This window comes from Halomonas sp. 18071143 (assembly GCF_019211725.1).
In the GTDB taxonomy this organism is placed as follows: Bacteria; Pseudomonadota; Gammaproteobacteria; order Pseudomonadales; family Halomonadaceae; genus Vreelandella; species Vreelandella stevensii.
In genome coordinates, this window is sequence record NZ_CP078120.1 from 2,067,419 (window position 1) to 2,083,150 (window position 15,732).

General features: G+C 57.0%; 20 protein-coding genes and 1 pseudogene. 7 read left to right on the plus strand and 14 right to left on the minus strand.

What is annotated here, in order from left to right:
• The first annotated feature begins 34 nt into the window (after positions 1 to 34).
• On the plus strand, positions 35 to 445 hold the full coding sequence (locus tag KVY02_RS09635; protein WP_218313425.1) for a winged helix-turn-helix transcriptional regulator: 411 nt from the start codon (positions 35 to 37) through the stop codon (positions 443 to 445).
• Here KVY02_RS09635 and KVY02_RS09640 read toward each other — a convergent pair.
• Entirely contained in the window at positions 442 to 1,125 is a 684-nt protein-coding gene (locus KVY02_RS09640; protein WP_218313426.1) for an NAD(P)H-binding protein, read from the minus strand. The two genes, KVY02_RS09635 and KVY02_RS09640, sit on opposite strands and share 4 nt — an antisense overlap.
• A 107-nt stretch (positions 1,126 to 1,232) precedes the next feature.
• Here KVY02_RS09640 and KVY02_RS09645 point away from each other — a divergent pair, with 107 nt between their 5' ends.
• Complete coding sequence (locus tag KVY02_RS09645; protein WP_016914058.1) at positions 1,233 to 1,454, plus strand: TA system antitoxin ParD family protein; 222 nt, start codon at positions 1,233 to 1,235, stop codon at positions 1,452 to 1,454.
• Entirely contained in the window at positions 1,420 to 1,734 is a 315-nt protein-coding gene (locus KVY02_RS09650; RefSeq protein ID WP_050980286.1) for a type II toxin-antitoxin system RelE/ParE family toxin, read from the plus strand. The genes KVY02_RS09645 and KVY02_RS09650 overlap by 35 nt, the downstream gene beginning before the upstream one ends.
• A gap of 111 nt (positions 1,735 to 1,845) precedes the next feature.
• Here KVY02_RS09650 and KVY02_RS09655 read toward each other — a convergent pair whose 3' ends face one another.
• From KVY02_RS09655 to KVY02_RS09665, 3 genes are all read right to left on the minus strand, one after another.
• Positions 1,846 to 2,256 (minus strand): thiol-disulfide oxidoreductase DCC family protein, encoded by a 411-nt coding sequence (locus tag KVY02_RS09655; protein ID WP_218313427.1) that lies wholly within the window; start codon positions 2,254 to 2,256, stop codon positions 1,846 to 1,848.
• A gap of 51 nt (positions 2,257 to 2,307) precedes the next feature.
• Complete coding sequence (locus tag KVY02_RS09660) at positions 2,308 to 2,829, minus strand: GNAT family N-acetyltransferase (RefSeq protein ID WP_218313428.1); 522 nt, start codon at positions 2,827 to 2,829, stop codon at positions 2,308 to 2,310.
• 79 nt (positions 2,830 to 2,908) lie between these two features.
• The gene (locus KVY02_RS09665; RefSeq protein ID WP_218313429.1) at positions 2,909 to 3,430 is read right to left on the minus strand and encodes a DMT family transporter; all 522 of its coding nucleotides are present in this window, start codon (positions 3,428 to 3,430) and stop codon (positions 2,909 to 2,911) included.
• A 95-nt stretch (positions 3,431 to 3,525) separates the two neighbouring features.
• Here KVY02_RS09665 and KVY02_RS09670 point away from each other — a divergent pair, with 95 nt between their 5' ends.
• The gene (locus tag KVY02_RS09670; RefSeq protein WP_256357480.1) at positions 3,526 to 4,437 is read left to right on the plus strand and encodes a LysR family transcriptional regulator; all 912 of its coding nucleotides are present in this window, start codon (positions 3,526 to 3,528) and stop codon (positions 4,435 to 4,437) included.
• A 134-nt stretch (positions 4,438 to 4,571) separates the two neighbouring features.
• On the opposite strand, the gene KVY02_RS09675 is transcribed toward KVY02_RS09670, so the two are convergent.
• From KVY02_RS09675 to KVY02_RS09705, 7 genes are all read right to left on the minus strand, one after another.
• On the minus strand, positions 4,572 to 5,192 hold the full coding sequence (locus KVY02_RS09675) for a LysE family translocator (protein ID WP_218313431.1): 621 nt from the start codon (positions 5,190 to 5,192) through the stop codon (positions 4,572 to 4,574).
• A 30-nt stretch (positions 5,193 to 5,222) separates the two neighbouring features.
• Complete coding sequence (locus KVY02_RS09680) at positions 5,223 to 6,188, minus strand: 5'-nucleotidase (protein WP_218313432.1); 966 nt, start codon at positions 6,186 to 6,188, stop codon at positions 5,223 to 5,225.
• Positions 6,169 to 6,681 carry a DUF523 domain-containing protein gene (locus KVY02_RS09685; RefSeq protein ID WP_218315073.1) on the minus strand — a complete coding sequence of 171 codons (513 nt, stop codon included), beginning with the start codon at positions 6,679 to 6,681 and terminating at the stop codon, positions 6,169 to 6,171. The genes KVY02_RS09680 and KVY02_RS09685 overlap by 20 nt, the downstream gene beginning before the upstream one ends.
• 296 nt (positions 6,682 to 6,977) lie before the next feature.
• A complete protein-coding gene (locus KVY02_RS09690) occupies positions 6,978 to 7,583 on the minus strand; it encodes an O-methyltransferase (RefSeq protein ID WP_256357481.1) in 606 nt (201 codons plus the stop codon).
• 109 nt (positions 7,584 to 7,692) lie between these two features.
• Positions 7,693 to 9,048, minus strand: coding sequence for an IS1182 family transposase (locus KVY02_RS09695; protein ID WP_218313433.1), 1,356 nt, complete (start codon positions 9,046 to 9,048; stop codon positions 7,693 to 7,695).
• Between the two features lie 223 nt (positions 9,049 to 9,271).
• On the minus strand, positions 9,272 to 9,508 hold the full coding sequence (locus KVY02_RS09700; RefSeq protein WP_081192961.1) for a hypothetical protein: 237 nt from the start codon (positions 9,506 to 9,508) through the stop codon (positions 9,272 to 9,274).
• A gap of 71 nt (positions 9,509 to 9,579) precedes the next feature.
• Positions 9,580 to 9,993, minus strand: coding sequence for a hypothetical protein (locus KVY02_RS09705; protein ID WP_218313434.1), 414 nt, complete (start codon positions 9,991 to 9,993; stop codon positions 9,580 to 9,582).
• On the opposite strand from KVY02_RS09705, the gene KVY02_RS09710 reads away from it, so the two are divergent.
• Together KVY02_RS09710 and KVY02_RS09715 are read left to right on the plus strand one after the other, a co-directional pair.
• The gene (locus tag KVY02_RS09710; protein ID WP_218313435.1) at positions 9,992 to 10,789 is read left to right on the plus strand and encodes an IS4 family transposase; all 798 of its coding nucleotides are present in this window, start codon (positions 9,992 to 9,994) and stop codon (positions 10,787 to 10,789) included. The two genes, KVY02_RS09705 and KVY02_RS09710, sit on opposite strands and share 2 nt — an antisense overlap.
• The gene (locus KVY02_RS09715; protein ID WP_256357482.1) at positions 10,776 to 11,186 is read left to right on the plus strand and encodes a transposase; all 411 of its coding nucleotides are present in this window, start codon (positions 10,776 to 10,778) and stop codon (positions 11,184 to 11,186) included. The genes KVY02_RS09710 and KVY02_RS09715 overlap by 14 nt, the downstream gene beginning before the upstream one ends.
• Positions 11,187 to 11,415: 229 nt before the next feature.
• Here the strand turns inward: KVY02_RS09715 and KVY02_RS09720 are convergent.
• Positions 11,416 to 12,967, minus strand: a pseudogene (locus KVY02_RS09720) (IS3 family transposase).
• Between the two features lie 53 nt (positions 12,968 to 13,020).
• Here KVY02_RS09720 and KVY02_RS09725 point away from each other — a divergent pair.
• Entirely contained in the window at positions 13,021 to 14,379 is a 1,359-nt protein-coding gene (locus tag KVY02_RS09725) for an IS1380 family transposase (RefSeq protein WP_218315076.1), read from the plus strand.
• A gap of 486 nt (positions 14,380 to 14,865) precedes the next feature.
• Here the strand turns inward: KVY02_RS09725 and KVY02_RS09730 are convergent, their stop codons facing one another.
• A complete protein-coding gene (locus KVY02_RS09730) occupies positions 14,866 to 15,333 on the minus strand; it encodes a nucleotidyltransferase (protein ID WP_218313436.1) in 468 nt (155 codons plus the stop codon).
• Positions 15,334 to 15,412: 79 nt separating this feature from the next.
• Positions 15,413 to 15,682 carry a histidine phosphatase family protein gene (locus KVY02_RS18550; protein ID WP_218313437.1) on the minus strand — a complete coding sequence of 90 codons (270 nt, stop codon included), beginning with the start codon at positions 15,680 to 15,682 and terminating at the stop codon, positions 15,413 to 15,415.
• Positions 15,683 to 15,732 lie beyond the last annotated feature (50 nt).

The following is a 15,732-nucleotide window of genomic DNA, read 5'->3' on the forward strand; positions in this document are numbered from 1 at the left end:
ACTTTTAGTAAGTACGCACAAAAAGGTAAGTACCATGACCCGTCACCCAACGCCCCCTTCTCAAAGCGCCAGCCATGGAGCACTCGCCAATGCCATGCGCCGTGGCGAAGTACTCGCAAAAGCCTGCCCATCGCGGCAGATTTTGAAACACGTGACCAGCCAGTGGGGGGTTTTAGTGCTGCTGGTGTTGATGAAAGGCACCCACCGCTTCAGCGAACTGCGCCGCAAGATCGAGGGTGTCAGTGAGAAAATGCTGGCACAAACGCTTCAGCAACTGGAAGAAGATGGCCTGGTAGCACGCTATGCGCGTCCCGTTGTGCCGCCGCATGTGGAGTATTCATTAACGTCGCCAGGCAAAGAGCTGGGGCAGCACATCGAAGCGCTAACCGATTGGATCGAACACAACCTGCCTACACTGCTTGCTGCACGCCGAAAGCCTGACTAGCTACCCATGCTCAAGCGATGCAGGGCCGCATTACTTTGCACGGTGGAGGGTGTGGCCTCTTCCAGCGCCACCTTGACCATACCCAATGCCACGACCTCTACCGAAATAGGCCGCAGCGCAAGCGGTAGCCAGCGCACCACGGGCGCCAGCACCGCGCTTGCCCATTTTTCTGCCAGCCGCCCATCCTCCGGCCGCCCCAACAACAGCGAAGGCCGAGCAAAGAACACACAGGGCAACCCCAGCGCCTGAATATCCCGCTCTACTTCGCCTTTTACGCGGTTATAAAATATCGACGAGTGAGCGTTGGCACCGTGCGCCGTCACCACAGCCAACCGGCTCACCCCCGCCGCTTTGCAGGCACGGGCAAACGCCAGCACCAACCCATGGTCCACGCGACGAAACGCCTCTTTACTCCCTGCCTGCTTTTTCGTGGTGCCCAGCGCTACAAACGCCATGGCCCCAGCGGGCACCAGCTCGGCAACCTCAGCTTCCAGTTGTTCGAAATCCAGCAGCGCAGGCTGAAGTCTGGATGCGTTAGCGTGGGGAAATTCACGAGCAAGATCCAGCTCGCGGCGGGTCACGACGATGACGCTCTCCACCTCATCGCGCTGGGAAAGCTGCGTCACGAGGTGCTGGCCAATGGCGCCAGTGGCACCAAGAACGATGGCGGTGGTGGGCATGATTGACCTCTTGAAAATGTGAACGTCTGGTCAAGCTAGTACGCAGCAGTTTGCTACTGGTGTAGCGTCACGCTACAATTTTTTAAGTCCAACGACAGGAGTGACTGATGTCTACTGCAAGCATACGCTTAGATAAAGAACTGGTGGATAAAGCGGCCATCATGGCAAGGGCTTTACACCGTACAACACCCAAGCAAATAGAACACTGGGCAAAAATCGGCGAGATGATGGAAGACAACCCCGATTTGCCCTACGACTTTGTCCGCCAAGCCATCATCGCACAGGCAGAACGTGATGCTGGAAAGCTGGAGGCCTACGATTTTGATTAGCGCTACCAGCGTATTACAAACGCCTTCCTTCAAGAAAGCGGTCAAAAAACTCAAGCCAAATCAAAAAAAAGACCTGGACTCTGTCATCAGGCAGCTAATGGCCGACCCCTATATGGGAGAACAGAAGAAAGGCGACCTGGCTTTCCTGCGAGTACACAAGTTCAAAATGAACAAGCAACTGACCCTACTGGGTTATAGCTTCCATGAGGGTGTTCTTGTGCTTGAGCTGATGGCACTGGGCTCACACGAAAACTTCTACCGCGATATCAAACGACAGTAGCGCGTGGTAACGAGCGAGCAGCGAGGCACCCGCGAGGCCGCGCCACCGTGAGAAAAGGTAAGCAACCCACGCCCCACCATCACTGGACTGGATAAACACCCGCCTCACGAATCAGGTATCGACCCCCACAAACCGCGACTTCACCTCTGCTGACGGCACCATACAGGCATCTTTCTTACCAAAGAGCCGATAGCGATGCCGCGCGAATAGTTTATAAGCCGCGTCCCTGATCGGCTTGGGCACCCTCTTGAATATATAGCACAGCCGCCAAGGCCCTTTCAGGTCTTTAGCGATCTCAAGGGCGGCATCCGAGAGCACATAACACTCACCCTCCTTGATCAGCACCAGGGTGTCCGTGCCCACATCGGGGACGTTGAAGCGCTCCGTCAGCTCCTGGGCCAACTCACTCTGCATCGGGGTGAAGGCAAAGACGCCCTCTGGATCTCGCTGGATGATGAAACTCACCGCGCCGTTGCAGAAATTGCACACACCATCGAATATCACGATATGCCGATTATCCATAGGCTCCTGAAGAAAGAATACGTTCGCTCGACATGGGTAGGTTGCCTGACACTACGGGCAACGGCGCACCATTACAATCCGCTGCATCGGGTCGGGAAGCGCTGCCCGCTGTTCTCGCAAGATAGCGCAGAGCTCTGCACCGCACTCTTCTTCCGGGTGCTTCACAAAACCATGTTTCTCGTAGAAGGGCTTATTCCAAGGCAAATGCGCATAGGTGGTAAGCCAGAGGGGCCGATGAGCGCTCCATGAAATAGCGTGATGAACCAGCATGCTACCTATCCCTTGGTGCATATGGCCCGTGCGTACGGAAAGTTGATCCAGATAAGGCTCTCCATCAACGTCACCGAGGATCATGAAGCCGACAGGCCTATTGCCAGTGTCAGCGGCCACCAGGGCAAGCCCGCGTTCAATGGCAAGAGCCCACCGCTGCTGTTCGGATACCACAAAAGGATGCCCCTGCTCGATATCGATGTCGAGCCCAGCACGAACGAACAGCTGACCCGCATCATCGTCGATGGCTACCAGCGCCCCCAGCTCATTAACATGGGCTGTACGCAGCGTTACTCCGTTCATGATGCCGCTCCTTGATTGTTCGAGCGCCTATTGGGTGGACCTATTGGATGGAAAAGGTTAAACAAAATGCCTAGCCGCTTCATGAGGAAACGTTGCCCGTCACCACCTGTCCAGCACTTTGGCGAGGTGGCGCTGTGGCTGGTGAGAACCACAGCACCGTCACCATCCCCGCCAATACCAGCGCCACTCCCAACACACGCCCCATGCTGAGCTCTCTAACAGGCAAGTTCATCCAGCCGTGGTAATCCAGCAGCAGCGATGCGATCAACTGCCCTGCAATCACACACACCATGAAGCTGGTGGCTCCCACTCGCGGCACCAGTATCAGCGCCGACGACACATAGATAGCGCCTGCCACGCCGCCCAGCCATGCCCAAGCGGGAAGGTGCCTGATAGCCCCGAGAACAGGAGGCGCTGCCTGCATCGCCAGCGCAACGGGGATAACGACCAGAATACTCACCATCAGAGAGACCAGTGTCGCCCAAAGAGGATGGCCCAACGCTCGGCCCAATTCGGCGTTGCTACCTGCTTGAAACGGCACCAAAGCGCCCGCGATGACCGCCACCGCCGCCAGTGCCACTACGCTGAAAGATGAGTTCATGCCAAGGCTCCTGATACATCTGTAAGGTGCCTTTTATCTTGTATAATTCATTTCAAGAATTGAAATTCCATTTTTTATTTTCCACTATTCGAACCATGAATAATTTAAGACGCATCGATCTCAACCTGCTGGTTACCCTTCACGCGCTACTGGTGGAAAAGCATGTCTCGCGAGCGGCACGCCGCTTACATAAAAGCCAACCCGCCGTGAGCCATGCCCTCGCCCACCTGCGTGCCATTTTTGACGACCCGCTGCTAGTGCGACGAACAGGCAAACTGGAACTCACTTCTCGCGCCAGCGAGCTGCTACCGGCGTTGACGGAAGCGCTGCATCAGCTCGGCGCACTGCTCGACCAGCCCGCCTTCGACCCCGCCCAGGCAAAGCGGGTGTTTCGGCTGGCCATGTCGGACTATGGCTCTCGGGTAATGCTGCCGGGCCTGGTACAGCGCTTGCGCGCCGACGCCCCGGGGGTCGACCTGCAAGTCGCGCAAGGCAGCCGAGCCTCGATGATGGCAGGGGTCCATGACGGAGAGATCGACATGGCGTTTGGCGTGTTCCCGTCACCCCTTTCCGATGAATTGCGCACCCATACGCTCTTCATCGAACACTTCGTTTGTGCGGCAGATAAAAACACACTGCCCAGCACGGGCAGCCTGGATAAAACGGCGTGGCTTTCGAGGCCCCACGTGCTGGTGGCCATGCACAGCAGTGAAAGCAACGAGATAGAGAACGCACTGCATCGCGAAGGCGTCACCCGCCGGGTCGCCATGACCCTGCCTCACTGGGGCGTCGCCAGCCGCGTGGTGGCCAACACCGACCTGATCCTGACAGCCGCCCAGCGCAGCTTCGATCTATTTCTGGAAGACTCACCGCTGCAGCTCTTCGCGCCCCCTTACCCCATCGACCCGTTTGCATACGACATGGTCTGGCACTCACGGCGGGAAAGCGATCCCGGCCACAACTGGCTAAGGCAAACGATCATTGAAATACTGCGAGAAAGCGCCTGATATGAGCGCATCGCCTCACGACGATGCTACCCGCTACCCAAGGTAATACACCCGTAGCGCGTGGTAACGAGCGATCAGCGAGGCACCCGCGAGGCCGCGCCACCGAGCTGAGCGAAATGCACCCAGCAACATTGTCACTCACGGCGGGCCAACAGCAGCCCTGCCCCCGCGCTTCCCAATAACCCGGCACACACTCGATTGAACAGGCGCCGCATGGAGGGGCGCGAGAACCAATGGCGCAATGCCTTGCCGAAGAACGCGTAACCGGCGATGGCGACCCACTCCAGCATCAGAAACAGCGCCCCGAGTATCAGGAACTGAAGCCCTACGGAACCCGCAGGGTCGACAAACTGGGGCAGGAACGCGGTAAAGATCAGGATGGCTTTGGGGTTGCCCGCTGCCAGCAGGAATTCCTGCCTCGCCAGTTGAAGCAGATTCTTGCCGCCCAGCGCCTCGCTATCGCCTTCTGCTGGGTCTGCGTTCCAGAGCTGATACGCCAGCCAGAAGAGGTACAGCCCACCGGCAATTTTGACGGCGAGAAACACCTTTTCGGAGGTATGCAGCACGGTGGCCAACCCGGTAGCGGCCAATGTAATCATGCCCACAAAGGCCACCAACCGACCCATCCCGGCATAGCAGGCCACTCGTATGCCGTATCGCTTGGCATTCGCCATGGAGAGCAGATTGTTGGGGCCGGGGGCCATGTTCAGGGCAAAACATGCAGGTATGAATAACAGGAGCGTCATCAAGGTCATGTCGGTTCCCATCTTGTAAAGTGAAAAGGGTCAGCTCCCGGCAGCCAGCTCATCTGCCTTCGCCCTGGGCTGGTTGGTGACACCAAACGGAATATGAACAGAAGGCACCACCGTACTGGCAGACTGCAAATGGCCAGACTGATCATCGAAGAAGATGTGCGGCTTCAACACACCCAGCACTCTGCCCTTCTCGATGCCGCCGAGGAAGAACGCATCGTTGGCCATGACACCCCAGCTTTTCAGCGTTTTCAAGGCGCGTTCGTGAGAAGGCGCATTGCGGGCGGTGACAATCGACACGCGTATACGGTTTTCATACTCGGGGTGCTGCTGCTTGTACGCTTCTTCCGCCGACTGGATTCTTGAAATGCGTACCAGGAACTCTTTCAGTGGCCCAGGATGGTGGGGCTGCATCACGTTCTTGACTTCATGATCATGGAAGGCCGTGAGACCTGATGCCTGCATGACCGACTCGGATTCGTCACCCGCCAGCACGCCATCAAAGTCAAAAGCGATGCGCAGTGTCTGGTCGTCTTCATCATCGTCAAACATGGAATCCAGCACCTGCCCCGCCGGGTGCCCGCTGCCAATGGCGGCCTCCACGTCTGGCTTGTGGCCAGACAAAAATAGCGCAATGTTCAACGCGGGAATGTACTCATAGGGCGAACGCCCCTGCATGAAGATCGCCCGAGTAATGCCCAGCCCGTAGTGCTCGATGGTTTTCATGACGCGCAAGCCAGTATCCGGGTCGTTGCGTGACAACAGCACCACTTCCACCAGCGGGTCTTCCGGGCTGGGGCTCAAGTCGTTCAACGCCAGCAGCCGCTTGATAAACGGAAACGCGATGCCTTTGGGGAGCGGAACCTCAAGATTCTTTTCCTGATATTCGCGGTACTGCTCCTCCCCCTCGCGGCGAAAGACGGCATCGGATTCGCTCAGATCAAAGACCGCACTGGAGGCAACGCCAATGACCAGACGGTTATCGAGTTCGTAGGGCATGCGCTTCCTTTGTGGGTGGTTGGCTTGTTGCGTCAAGTGCCTTATTAGCATCCTCGATTTCATGCTGGCTAAATACCTGAATATCGTGTCGGCGCAACAGCGCAGCGGTAACCCCCATCCCAGGGTTCCCATTTCCTGAGAAGTGACCGTCGTAGATGAATGAACTGCCGCAGGAAGGGCTAGCCTCAGCCAGCACGGCTATTTCAATATGAAACCTTTTGCACAGCTCCAGGGCCACCGACGCACCAGCAATAAAACTATCAGACACAATGTTGCCGCCTTTTTCCATGACGTCGGCCTCACCGTCTAACACACTGTTTCCACAGCCCTCGAAGATTTCCGCAGGCTCCCTGGGAATACTCATGCCTGCTTCCACCTCTGGGCAAACAGATACCACTCGGCCTTCAGAAATCCACCGCGCCACGATTTGATCATTTACCGGTAAGCTACCACCGTCGTACCGGACACTTTTCCCTAGAAGACAGGCACTCATTAGCACTTTTTTCACATTTATCCCCCCTGCCACGGTGATGCAGACGCCTACTCTCACCAGATGCACAATGTAAGCAGAGATGTTGCATCGAGTGGATGGCCTGACCCTGTAGTTGAAAACCAGATGACCATACCGTTCATCGTCATTATCGCGTGCTGGCCGCAAGGCAAGCGTCTAAAGCGACGAACAAGGCATTTGAGGTGGCGCAGCCTAGGCTAATTTTCACCACCTCCATATGCGAAACAGCTCGCATATGAACACCATCGCATGCCCTGCAACACCACTTGCTTGATCACCTAAGCAGTATCTTGTGATATATTTTTACATGCTACAAACTCACCCTTACCTACGGGCAGCGTTGTCGCCGTGAATTCGCCGCTGGTATTGATGAAACAAAAAAACTCGTCCAGTTCTTCTGCATGCGAAATCGCATTATCGCAAACAAGAAGCCCGCCAGGCCGCACAAGAGAAACGATTCGACCAGCAAGCTGAAGGTAGCTTGATCGATCTGCATCGAGAAACACCAGATCAAACAGCTGATCACAAGACTCGAGAAAATCCATAGCATCGGCTTGTACTAGTGCAATTTTGTGTTCAAGACCTGCCCGTTTGAAGTTATTTTGGGCCTGAGCAACCTTGAAAGAGGAAACTTCTAGCGTGGTTATATGCCCATCCTCTGGCAGCGCAGAGGCTATCCACAGTGTGGAATAACCGTTTGATGTACCAATTTCCAACACCCGCTTCACAGCGCTTGCCTTTATAAGCACTTCCAAAAACTGTCCTGTATGCCTAGTGATATTGAGATACTTACGGTCTCTATCTTCTACCGACGCATCATTCTCTTGACCTAGCAGTCTGTCGGACTTGAGGTTAATGGATGAGCTGAGGCGTGGGTTCTTCACCCCCCCCTGTGTTGGTGTTGGTGCTGTTGTGTGGCTCTTAACCTGCCCCTCAGCTTCTGCAAGGCGGTTCTGACGCCTTGCCTGCTGGCCGGTTGGGCGCGGCGAGCCCTCAGCCCGCCGTCAACCGGTGCATCCGCTTGATATTCCACGCCATGGTGGCCAATCGCCACTCGCCGCTGACCTTATCCAGTCCGCGTAGCGAGAACTGCCGGAACCCCATCACGTGTTTGATGATCCCGAAGACCGGCTCCACGGTATGTTTGCGCAATGCGTAGAGCGCTCGGCCCGCCTGCGTCTTCAAGCGGTGTGCCATCTGTTCGACGGGGTCCTCGCTCTCCGGGGCAGGCGGATCCGCGGCGAAACGTTCAAAGACCGGAAGGTGATGGACGTCTCGCTTCATCGCCAACAGCGGTTCGATACCATGGTCATGGCAGGCCTGGATATTGCTGGCACTGAAGTAGCCGGTATCACCCAGCAGGTGGTCAGGTTTTCCCAGCGTTTCCGGGTAACCTTGCCAGGCCGTCAGTAGCGGCATGACTTGCTGCTTGTCATTGGTCGCCTGCGTGACGTGGACATGGGTCACCAGCAGACTCTCGGTATCAACCGCGGCTTGGGCGTTGTAGCACTGATCAAACCCCTTGCCGGTGACCGGCATGATGCGCGACTGCGGGTCGGTGAAATTGATCTGATCCTTGTCACGCGGGCCACCAGTGGGCGGTTCGGGGTCACGCCCACGGGGCTTCTTGCCGGCCTTGCGCTGCCCCTCCCGCCGCGCCACCTTTTCCTGATAGGCGGCTTGCTCGGTGGCGTCCCGCTCCTCGGCGCGCGCCTCGATCTTGGCCTTCGCCTCAGCGATGGCCGCCAGGCGGGCTTCACGGCGGGCAATCTCGGCGGGGATATCCATGCCGTCGGCCGCGTCCTCCTTGTCCGCCGACTCGGCCCGCTCGGTCAGCGCTTTCACCTCTGCCCTGAACTGTGCCTCCAGCTTCTTGGCATGGCCATACGACAACGCCTTGTGCTTGCTGGCGTTGGCCTTGAGCTTGGTGCCGTCCAGGGCGATGGTGCCAAGCTTGAGCAGCTTCATCTCGCGGGCCAGCAGCAGCACCTGTACGAACAACTGTTCCAGTTCCGGCAGAAAGCGGCGGCGAAAGGTGGCCAGCGTGTCATGGTCGGGATGGGTATTGGCGGCCAGGTAGCGGAACGCCACCGAGTCATAGGTGGCACGCTCGATCTTGCGGCTGGAGACCACCCCGGTGGCGTAGCCGTAGATCAGCAGGCTCAGTAGCACCGCCGGGTGATGTGCCTTGGAACCCCGCCCCATGTAACGCCGGGTCAACGTCGAGAGGTCCAGTTGTTCGACAACATCGACAACGAACCGCGCCAGGTGACCATCGGGCAACCACTCGTCTACCGAAGGCGGCAGCAGGTAATCGGTCTGGCGATCCACAGGGATGAAGCGGCTCATGGCGATCTTCTCAGCTCGGCGATGACGGTGGTCAGTATCTCACGGTGCAACGGAAAGACCGACAGGCTGCTAGCATCTCCAACTCTTTGAGAATTTTCTTGAGCTCCACGGCGCGCCTCCTGGCAAGTAACACTGGTTATTATATCGGACTCAAAACGAGAAACGGAGGCAGTCCCTAACCCCGGAACGGCAAGTGTCGTTTACCATGGGCGAGCATCGGCCTCTACAATCCTTGCCTTGCTCTTTCTATTGCAGCCGTGACCGCCGACAAGGCCTGAGGGCTATTCTTCCAGCAGGTAGCCCCAAGCATTAATGCGATTTTTTCCGCAACTACTTCTGGGTCATGGCTCGCCAACTCTGAAAAGGAGTTTATACCTATTTCCTCAAAACGTTTGACCACTGTAGGGCCTACCCCCTTCACTTCGAGTAGCGCGTTTCTTTCTGAGGTATTGAACACCATAACGAAACTCCTTGAATTACATACAGTTTGATCGCAGCAGCATGAACTACTCCAACTCGTTACACAAAAGGCTAAACATGCACTTCAACCTTACCCGCTCCGGCAGCATGACCAACTTCGAGCAGACAGCGCTCTTCTACTTCTGAAAGGCCGCCTTCCGTCATGGCCCGAGGATAAATCAGGAGCTTCGGTTTCCTTTTGAAGAGACCTTTAGTACCCACCTTTGCCAAGCCTTCCTTCATGCACTCGACGGCTGGCATAAATGTTCCTACCAGCAGCCTCGTAGTGGTGAAAGGCTCTTTTGGCTCGACGACAACCGTATTGTTATTTGCAGTGAACACAATACGATTTTTCAAAATCTCCGCTTTGACTCTGACGGATCCCCACGAAATAGATAAGAAAATCAGGATGATATGATTGAAAAGGCCTGCATGGGTCGGCATGTTGTTAATCGCCAAACCAACAATATGCCTAAGGAGACCCATGCAGGCCCCTCGATTCTTACATACTCTGCTGACCTCATCACTCCCCCTGGTCCATGCCAAGCGCCTGCAGGCGCTGCTCGACACGGTGGGTGCCCTGCTGGGCGAGCGCCGCCTGGGCTTGACCGCCCTGGGGCGTGCCTTGCCAGGGCCAGTGGCTACCAAGCACACCATCAAGCGAGTCGATCGGTTGCTGGGCAACCCTCACCTGCATCAGGAGCGTCCCCTGTTCTATTGGCTCGTGGCCAGCCTGCTGATTGGCCACATGACCCGCCCGCTGATTCTGGTGGACTGGTCGCCGATTGATGACCGTGGCAAACGGTTCTTGCTGCGCGCCGCGGTGCCCTTTGCCGGGCGCTCGCTGCCAATCTTCGAGAAAGTCCACCACAAGGATGGCTGCCAACACTGTGAGGCATACTTGTTGGCCGCTCTGGCCGAGATACTGCCTGACAACGCCACGCCGATCTTGGTCACCGATGCGGGCTTTCGTAATCCCTGGTTCGAGGCGGTTGAGGCACGTGGTTGGTACTACGTCGGCCGGGTGCGTAGCCCGGTTCGCTGCCAGCTGCCAGGGCAGGCGTGGCAACCTGTGTCAGACCTGTTTCCGCAAGCGACATCGGTACCGCGGGCGCTGGGTTCCGTGCAAATTGCTGAGAGCAATCCACTGACCACCCGCATGGTGCTCTACCATCGGCCGCCGCAGGGCGCAAGCATCGCAACAAGCGCGGACAGGTCTCCCAGACAGCCGCAGCCGGGCGATTGCCCAGCGCCAGAAGGAGCCCTCGGTGCTGGTCAGTAACCTACCGGCGCGCTCAACGCTGGCGGACAAGTTGGTGGCCATTTACCGGCAGCGCATGCAGATTGAAGAGGGCTTCCGCGACGTCAAGAGTCCCCAGTTCGGGCTGGGCTTCGGCATGCATCAGTCTCGCCAAGGCAAGCGGATCGAAATCCTGCTGCTGATCGCGATGCTGGCCAATGTCGTGGTGATGGTTGCCGGTCTTCAAGTCCGAGACAGCGGGCAACAGCGACGCTACCAGAGCAACACGATCCGTCATCGGAACGTTCTCTCCGTGTGGCGTTTGGGACTGGAGTGGCTGCGACGTCATTGTGTCGGTGCTGTCCCATGGCCCTCTTGGAAGACAGTTCTGACGAGCCTCCAAGGGGAAGTCAAAGAGCAGGCCTTATGCGATGGATAGCAAAGTTCGTGGGGATTCCTCAGGCTTTGACTTCCATTTTCTCTTGACCTCCCTTGAAATATGCTTTCTGTCTCCTGAATCCGTGAGACCGGCCCCCGGAAGCACTTCTAACCCACTGACCTGCATGGCAATATAGCCATTATCGCCATTCACCCAGACAGTGCCATGCCCAACATAAAGTTCCGCGCCAGTCGGTAACTGTCAAGGTATCTGTCGCCCTGTTTGATTTTTATGCAGCTATTTTCTCTACCTCCCTAACTACTCGGCGCTCTGGGTTTAGCGATACTAATGTCACAGGATGCCAGTTGCGGGTGTCCCCACTCCAGCGCTCAGGATGCACAGCTCTGGCTGCAAGGTTGAGGGCATGTCTCTTGGCCAATATGACTTTGTCTTCTCCTGTGTGGCGCTGCATCGGCGTCACGAAGCGGATAGCACTGTGGCGGTGCTCATAGTTGTACCACTGGACGAAGCCGTGCACCCAACGCTGGGCAGCTGATAGGTCAGCGAAGCCACTGACAGGGTAGTTCGGCACATACTTGCAGGTGCGGAACAGAGCCTCGGAGAAGGCGTTATCGTTGCTCACACGCGGTCGACTGAACGAAGGCTGGATCTGCAGATCTCTCAGCTTCTCAAGCAAGGTAATGCCTTTGAAGGGGCTGCCGTTATCTGCGTGCAGCACCAGAGGCTGGCCTACCATGTTTTCGGCCAGCACGGCTCGCTCAATGACACGGCGTGAGTTAGCTGCAGACTCCCCCAGAAAGGCTTCCCAGCCCACGACTTTACGGCTGAAGATGTCGAGGATCATCACCAGATAGTAGTAGGTACCCTTGGCTGGCCGAAGCGTGCAGTCCCGTGACCACACCGGTTGGGGGCGGTTGCTGTATGTGTAGTCGGCGCTGGCTGTGATTTGCGGGCTTTGGCGCGTCCCCGGTGTGCCAGCTGGCCATGTTTACGCAGCACTCGATAAAAGCTCGATACGGAGGCAATGTAACGCTGCTCTTCATCCATCAGCCGAATAACAATTTGATCCGGCGGTAAAGCAGCAAACTCGTCACGGTGGCATTGCCTCAAGATCTCGGCCTCTTCTTCTGGGGTCAGCGCATTAGCGGGGGCTGGGCGTTCGGCTAAAGGGCGTTTGTCGCCTGTTAGCTTTCCCGCCTGCATCCAGCGTTGGTGAGTCCGGATAGAAATCCCGACAACTTCACAGGCAGCCGCCAAGGTGGCGCCCTCGTTGCAGGCAACAGCAATCAGCTCTACGGCATGTTGGCGATCCTCGATGCTGATCATGACTCCTCGTCCCCCCAGATCGCCCGTGCTTTTTTTGACAGCGTCAGCAGTGCAGCTGTCTCCGCGAGTGCTGTGTTCTTGCGCTGTAGCTCTCGTTCCAGCTCTTTGATCCGCTTGCGCTGCTGCTTGGCTTCATCCGCTTCTCGACGGCGGTCCTCATGGGACAAGCTGGCGGCTTGTTCGCAGTCATGACGCCAGCGTTGCAGCTGCTCGGGATACAGTCCCCGTTGACGACAATAGGCAGCAACGTCTTCGGTGTTCATCGCTGCGGTCTCAACCACCGCTGCAAACTTGTCTCGGGACGACCAGCCGGTCGTACCCTGGTCACTTGCATCGGGCAGGCAGCGTCCCTCCGCACGGGCTTCTTTACGCCACTTGTAAACAGTTGCTGGCGAGATCCCCTCCTGCCGAGCGACCTCTTCTACGCTTTGGTTATAAGGCGGTAACAGCTTGGCCACAGCGGCCTGACGTCGCTCATCGGAATAGCGAGGCATACAGATCTCCAAACGCCCCTGAATATTTAAGAGAGTGTAACAAGGGACACGACATCAATCCTGACAGAGGGGGCAGTCGCCGCACCCTCACCAGCCACGCCGGGCTGTCCATCATCGGGCAATGCTTCGAGATCGCTGGCGTCGACAGCATCGACAGCCGCTTCCCCACCACGCTGGGCATGCGCACCAGTGACGTGATCAAGAGCTACCTGGGCCTGCTGTGTCTGGGCATGAGCGACTATGACGCTGTCGAGAACTTCCGCCGCGACAAGCCCTTCCAACAACTGCTGACCCTGCAGAAGGTGCCGAGCGCGGCGACGCTGCGACAGCGGCTGGAGAAACTTGCCGCCAACGACCTGCAGGCGCGCACCGCCACCTGGTCCACGACCCTGCTGTCACTGATCGAAGCACCGATCACCGCCGAGACGACGCACGTCTGCCTGGACATCGACACCTTCGTCATGGACAACAGCAACTCGAAGAAGGAAGGCGTCTCGCGGACCTACCAGAAGGTCGATGGCTACACCCCGATCGCCGCCTATCTGGGCAACGAAGGGTGGTGCCTGGGTCTGGAACTGCGGCCTGGCAAGCAGCACACCATGAAGGAGAGCAACGCCTTCCTGGAGCGGGTACTGCCTCGCGCCCAATGCCTGACCAGGCAACCGATCCTGTTACGCGAGGACAGCGGCTTCGACAGCCAGGCGCACCTGGCGCTTCTCGAACAGCAACGCCAGGTCTTTGCCGACGAGGGGCGCCGGCTCGACTATGTCGTCAAATGGAACCCGCGGGGCTCGGCCACGGCTGATCGAGATACCTGGCTGGCGGTGGCGGCGGACTACTGGGAAGAGCTGCGTCCTGGCAAGCGCCAGGCGCTGTGGCCGCAGACCGTCTCGATCCACGACGACAACAAGACCGAATACGTCGTCCAACGCGTGATGCGCCTGGTAGAGCGCACCGCCGATCGCGATGGCCAGTTGCTGCTCGAACCGGACTATGAGTTGGAAGGCTGGTGGACCAGCCTGGACGAGGCGCCGGAGGCGGTGATCAAGCGCTACCAGGCGCATGCCACCCATGAGCAGTTTCACAGCGAGATCAAGACCGATCTCGACCTGGAGCGCTTGCCGTCCGGCAAGTTCGCCACCAACGATCTGATCCTGCATCTCGCCCAGTTGGCCTACAACATCCTGCGCCTGATGGGACAGCTAGGCATGACCGGCGAGCTGAGCCCGGTTCGCCACCCGGCCAAGCGGCGCCGGCTGCGCACCGTGCTACAAGAGTTGGTGCACCGTGCGGCTCTCGTGATTCACAAGGCACGGCAGATCATCCTCGACTTCGGGCAGGATATCGGGCGCATGACGGTGCTCAAGACGCTGCGGAGCCGACTGCGTTATCCACGAGGAACGCCATGCTGACCGTCAATCGGCGACACTCTATCCACAAGCAGTTCCAAGCGACACGCGATCGCCAGATATGTCGTGCCTGGCGGGTGGAAAGGCATGACAAAACGGGCCGTCAGCACCGATCAGCACGGTGGGTTTTGGCAATAACGGGCTTGCGAAAGCCAACTTGCACGGGGCGAATGATCAAAAAGTGCTCGCTGGCGGTGATAGGGAAAGTGTCGGCGCCGGCTTCACGGATTCAGGTGTCTTTTATTGATCAGAACCATGAACCCGAAACCAGAAAATTCTCCCAACACCAGATAAAAAGGAAAGCGACGGCGTGACTCGCCACTACGGACGATAAACAACCTTCGTCACTTGGCTTCAGACTTGGCTCGGAACTCAATATAGCACTTTTCGTTACAACGCCGATAATTGATAAGTCTCATTTTTAACACCGCATCACCAATGGCAACAACGGGGCAAAGCGGAGGTTTTAACATCAATTGGATGACTTTGTTATGCGCGCTGCTGTATATCACGGATATCCTCGACATCTACCGGCCGTGAGAGCGCAGATTTATACCGTATCAGATCTTCCCGCAGCATGAGAGGAAGCTGAAGACCCAACAAATGTACGGTCTCATAGCAAGAAAAATCTATATTGAGCGGTACCCACTGCTCGTTGCCTGAATCAAATATCTGCGGACCATCAGCGTTGCCTACCTCGACTTTAATGCCTTCATACTTGAATTGGACGTAGGTGAGATCCCAGCCTTCCTCTTGGCGGTGAGCGGCGGCTTTGGATACGAATTCCTGACCAGCCTGTACCACTGATGAAAAGTGCTCACCAGGAACGAAAAGGTCAATATCATGCAGGTCACGCTCAGCGCCATAGCCCTTTGCTGCGAGCCCACCACAAATGATGAAGGGTATGTTTCTATCTCTTAGTAACCCTACGATCCATTGCGTGGCTACTTGATGCATGATTCCTCCTCTACGCTTAACGCTCGGCTTACACACCAGCATGTGGGCGCTCAGCGCCGGAAAGGCGGTCGCCGTGAAGTCATTGGTTAGAAAAAATTGGCCGGTTGATATAGCTGACCATATTTACGTCATCTACCGACATATGACTCAGCCCACAATTATCGTGCGGGAACCGTGTTTTATGGGGCAAAGCCAGCATGCTGTTTAATAATTCGCGAAGCATGTGCCCGTGTGTTACTACCAATAACCTGGAGTGAGGCTGGGTGTCGATTAGCTTTTTTGCCTGCACCACACGCTCCATGAATGCACCTAGTGACTCATTTTCATGAGGGTAGTCATAACCTGACATGTGATGGAAATACCTAAGCTCCTCTCGGGTAGGAGTCTCAGTTAGCAATC

Coding starts and splice junctions, on each gene's coding strand:
- KVY02_RS09635 (WP_218313425.1), top strand. CDS start 35: ATGACCCGTCACCCAACGCCCCCTTCTCAAAGCGCCAGCCATGGAGCA.
- KVY02_RS09640 (WP_218313426.1), bottom strand. CDS start 1,125: ATGCCCACCACCGCCATCGTTCTTGGTGCCACTGGCGCCATTGGCCAG.
- KVY02_RS09645 (WP_016914058.1), top strand. CDS start 1,233: ATGTCTACTGCAAGCATACGCTTAGATAAAGAACTGGTGGATAAAGCG.
- KVY02_RS09650 (WP_050980286.1), top strand. CDS start 1,420: ATGCTGGAAAGCTGGAGGCCTACGATTTTGATTAGCGCTACCAGCGTA.
- KVY02_RS09655 (WP_218313427.1), bottom strand. CDS start 2,256: ATGGATAATCGGCATATCGTGATATTCGATGGTGTGTGCAATTTCTGC.
- KVY02_RS09660 (WP_218313428.1), bottom strand. CDS start 2,829: ATGAACGGAGTAACGCTGCGTACAGCCCATGTTAATGAGCTGGGGGCG.
- KVY02_RS09665 (WP_218313429.1), bottom strand. CDS start 3,430: ATGAACTCATCTTTCAGCGTAGTGGCACTGGCGGCGGTGGCGGTCATC.
- KVY02_RS09670 (WP_256357480.1), top strand. CDS start 3,526: ATGAATAATTTAAGACGCATCGATCTCAACCTGCTGGTTACCCTTCAC.
- KVY02_RS09675 (WP_218313431.1), bottom strand. CDS start 5,192: ATGACCTTGATGACGCTCCTGTTATTCATACCTGCATGTTTTGCCCTG.
- KVY02_RS09680 (WP_218313432.1), bottom strand. CDS start 6,188: ATGCCCTACGAACTCGATAACCGTCTGGTCATTGGCGTTGCCTCCAGT.
- KVY02_RS09685 (WP_218315073.1), bottom strand. CDS start 6,681: ATGAGTGCCTGTCTTCTAGGGAAAAGTGTCCGGTACGACGGTGGTAGC.
- KVY02_RS09695 (WP_218313433.1), bottom strand. CDS start 9,048: ATGAGCCGCTTCATCCCTGTGGATCGCCAGACCGATTACCTGCTGCCG.
- KVY02_RS09700 (WP_081192961.1), bottom strand. CDS start 9,508: ATGGTGTTCAATACCTCAGAAAGAAACGCGCTACTCGAAGTGAAGGGG.
- KVY02_RS09710 (WP_218313435.1), top strand. CDS start 9,992: ATGCAGGCCCCTCGATTCTTACATACTCTGCTGACCTCATCACTCCCC.
- KVY02_RS09705 (WP_218313434.1), bottom strand. CDS start 9,993: ATGGGTCTCCTTAGGCATATTGTTGGTTTGGCGATTAACAACATGCCG.
- KVY02_RS09730 (WP_218313436.1), bottom strand. CDS start 15,333: ATGCATCAAGTAGCCACGCAATGGATCGTAGGGTTACTAAGAGATAGA.
- KVY02_RS18550 (WP_218313437.1), bottom strand. CDS start 15,682: ATGTCAGGTTATGACTACCCTCATGAAAATGAGTCACTAGGTGCATTC.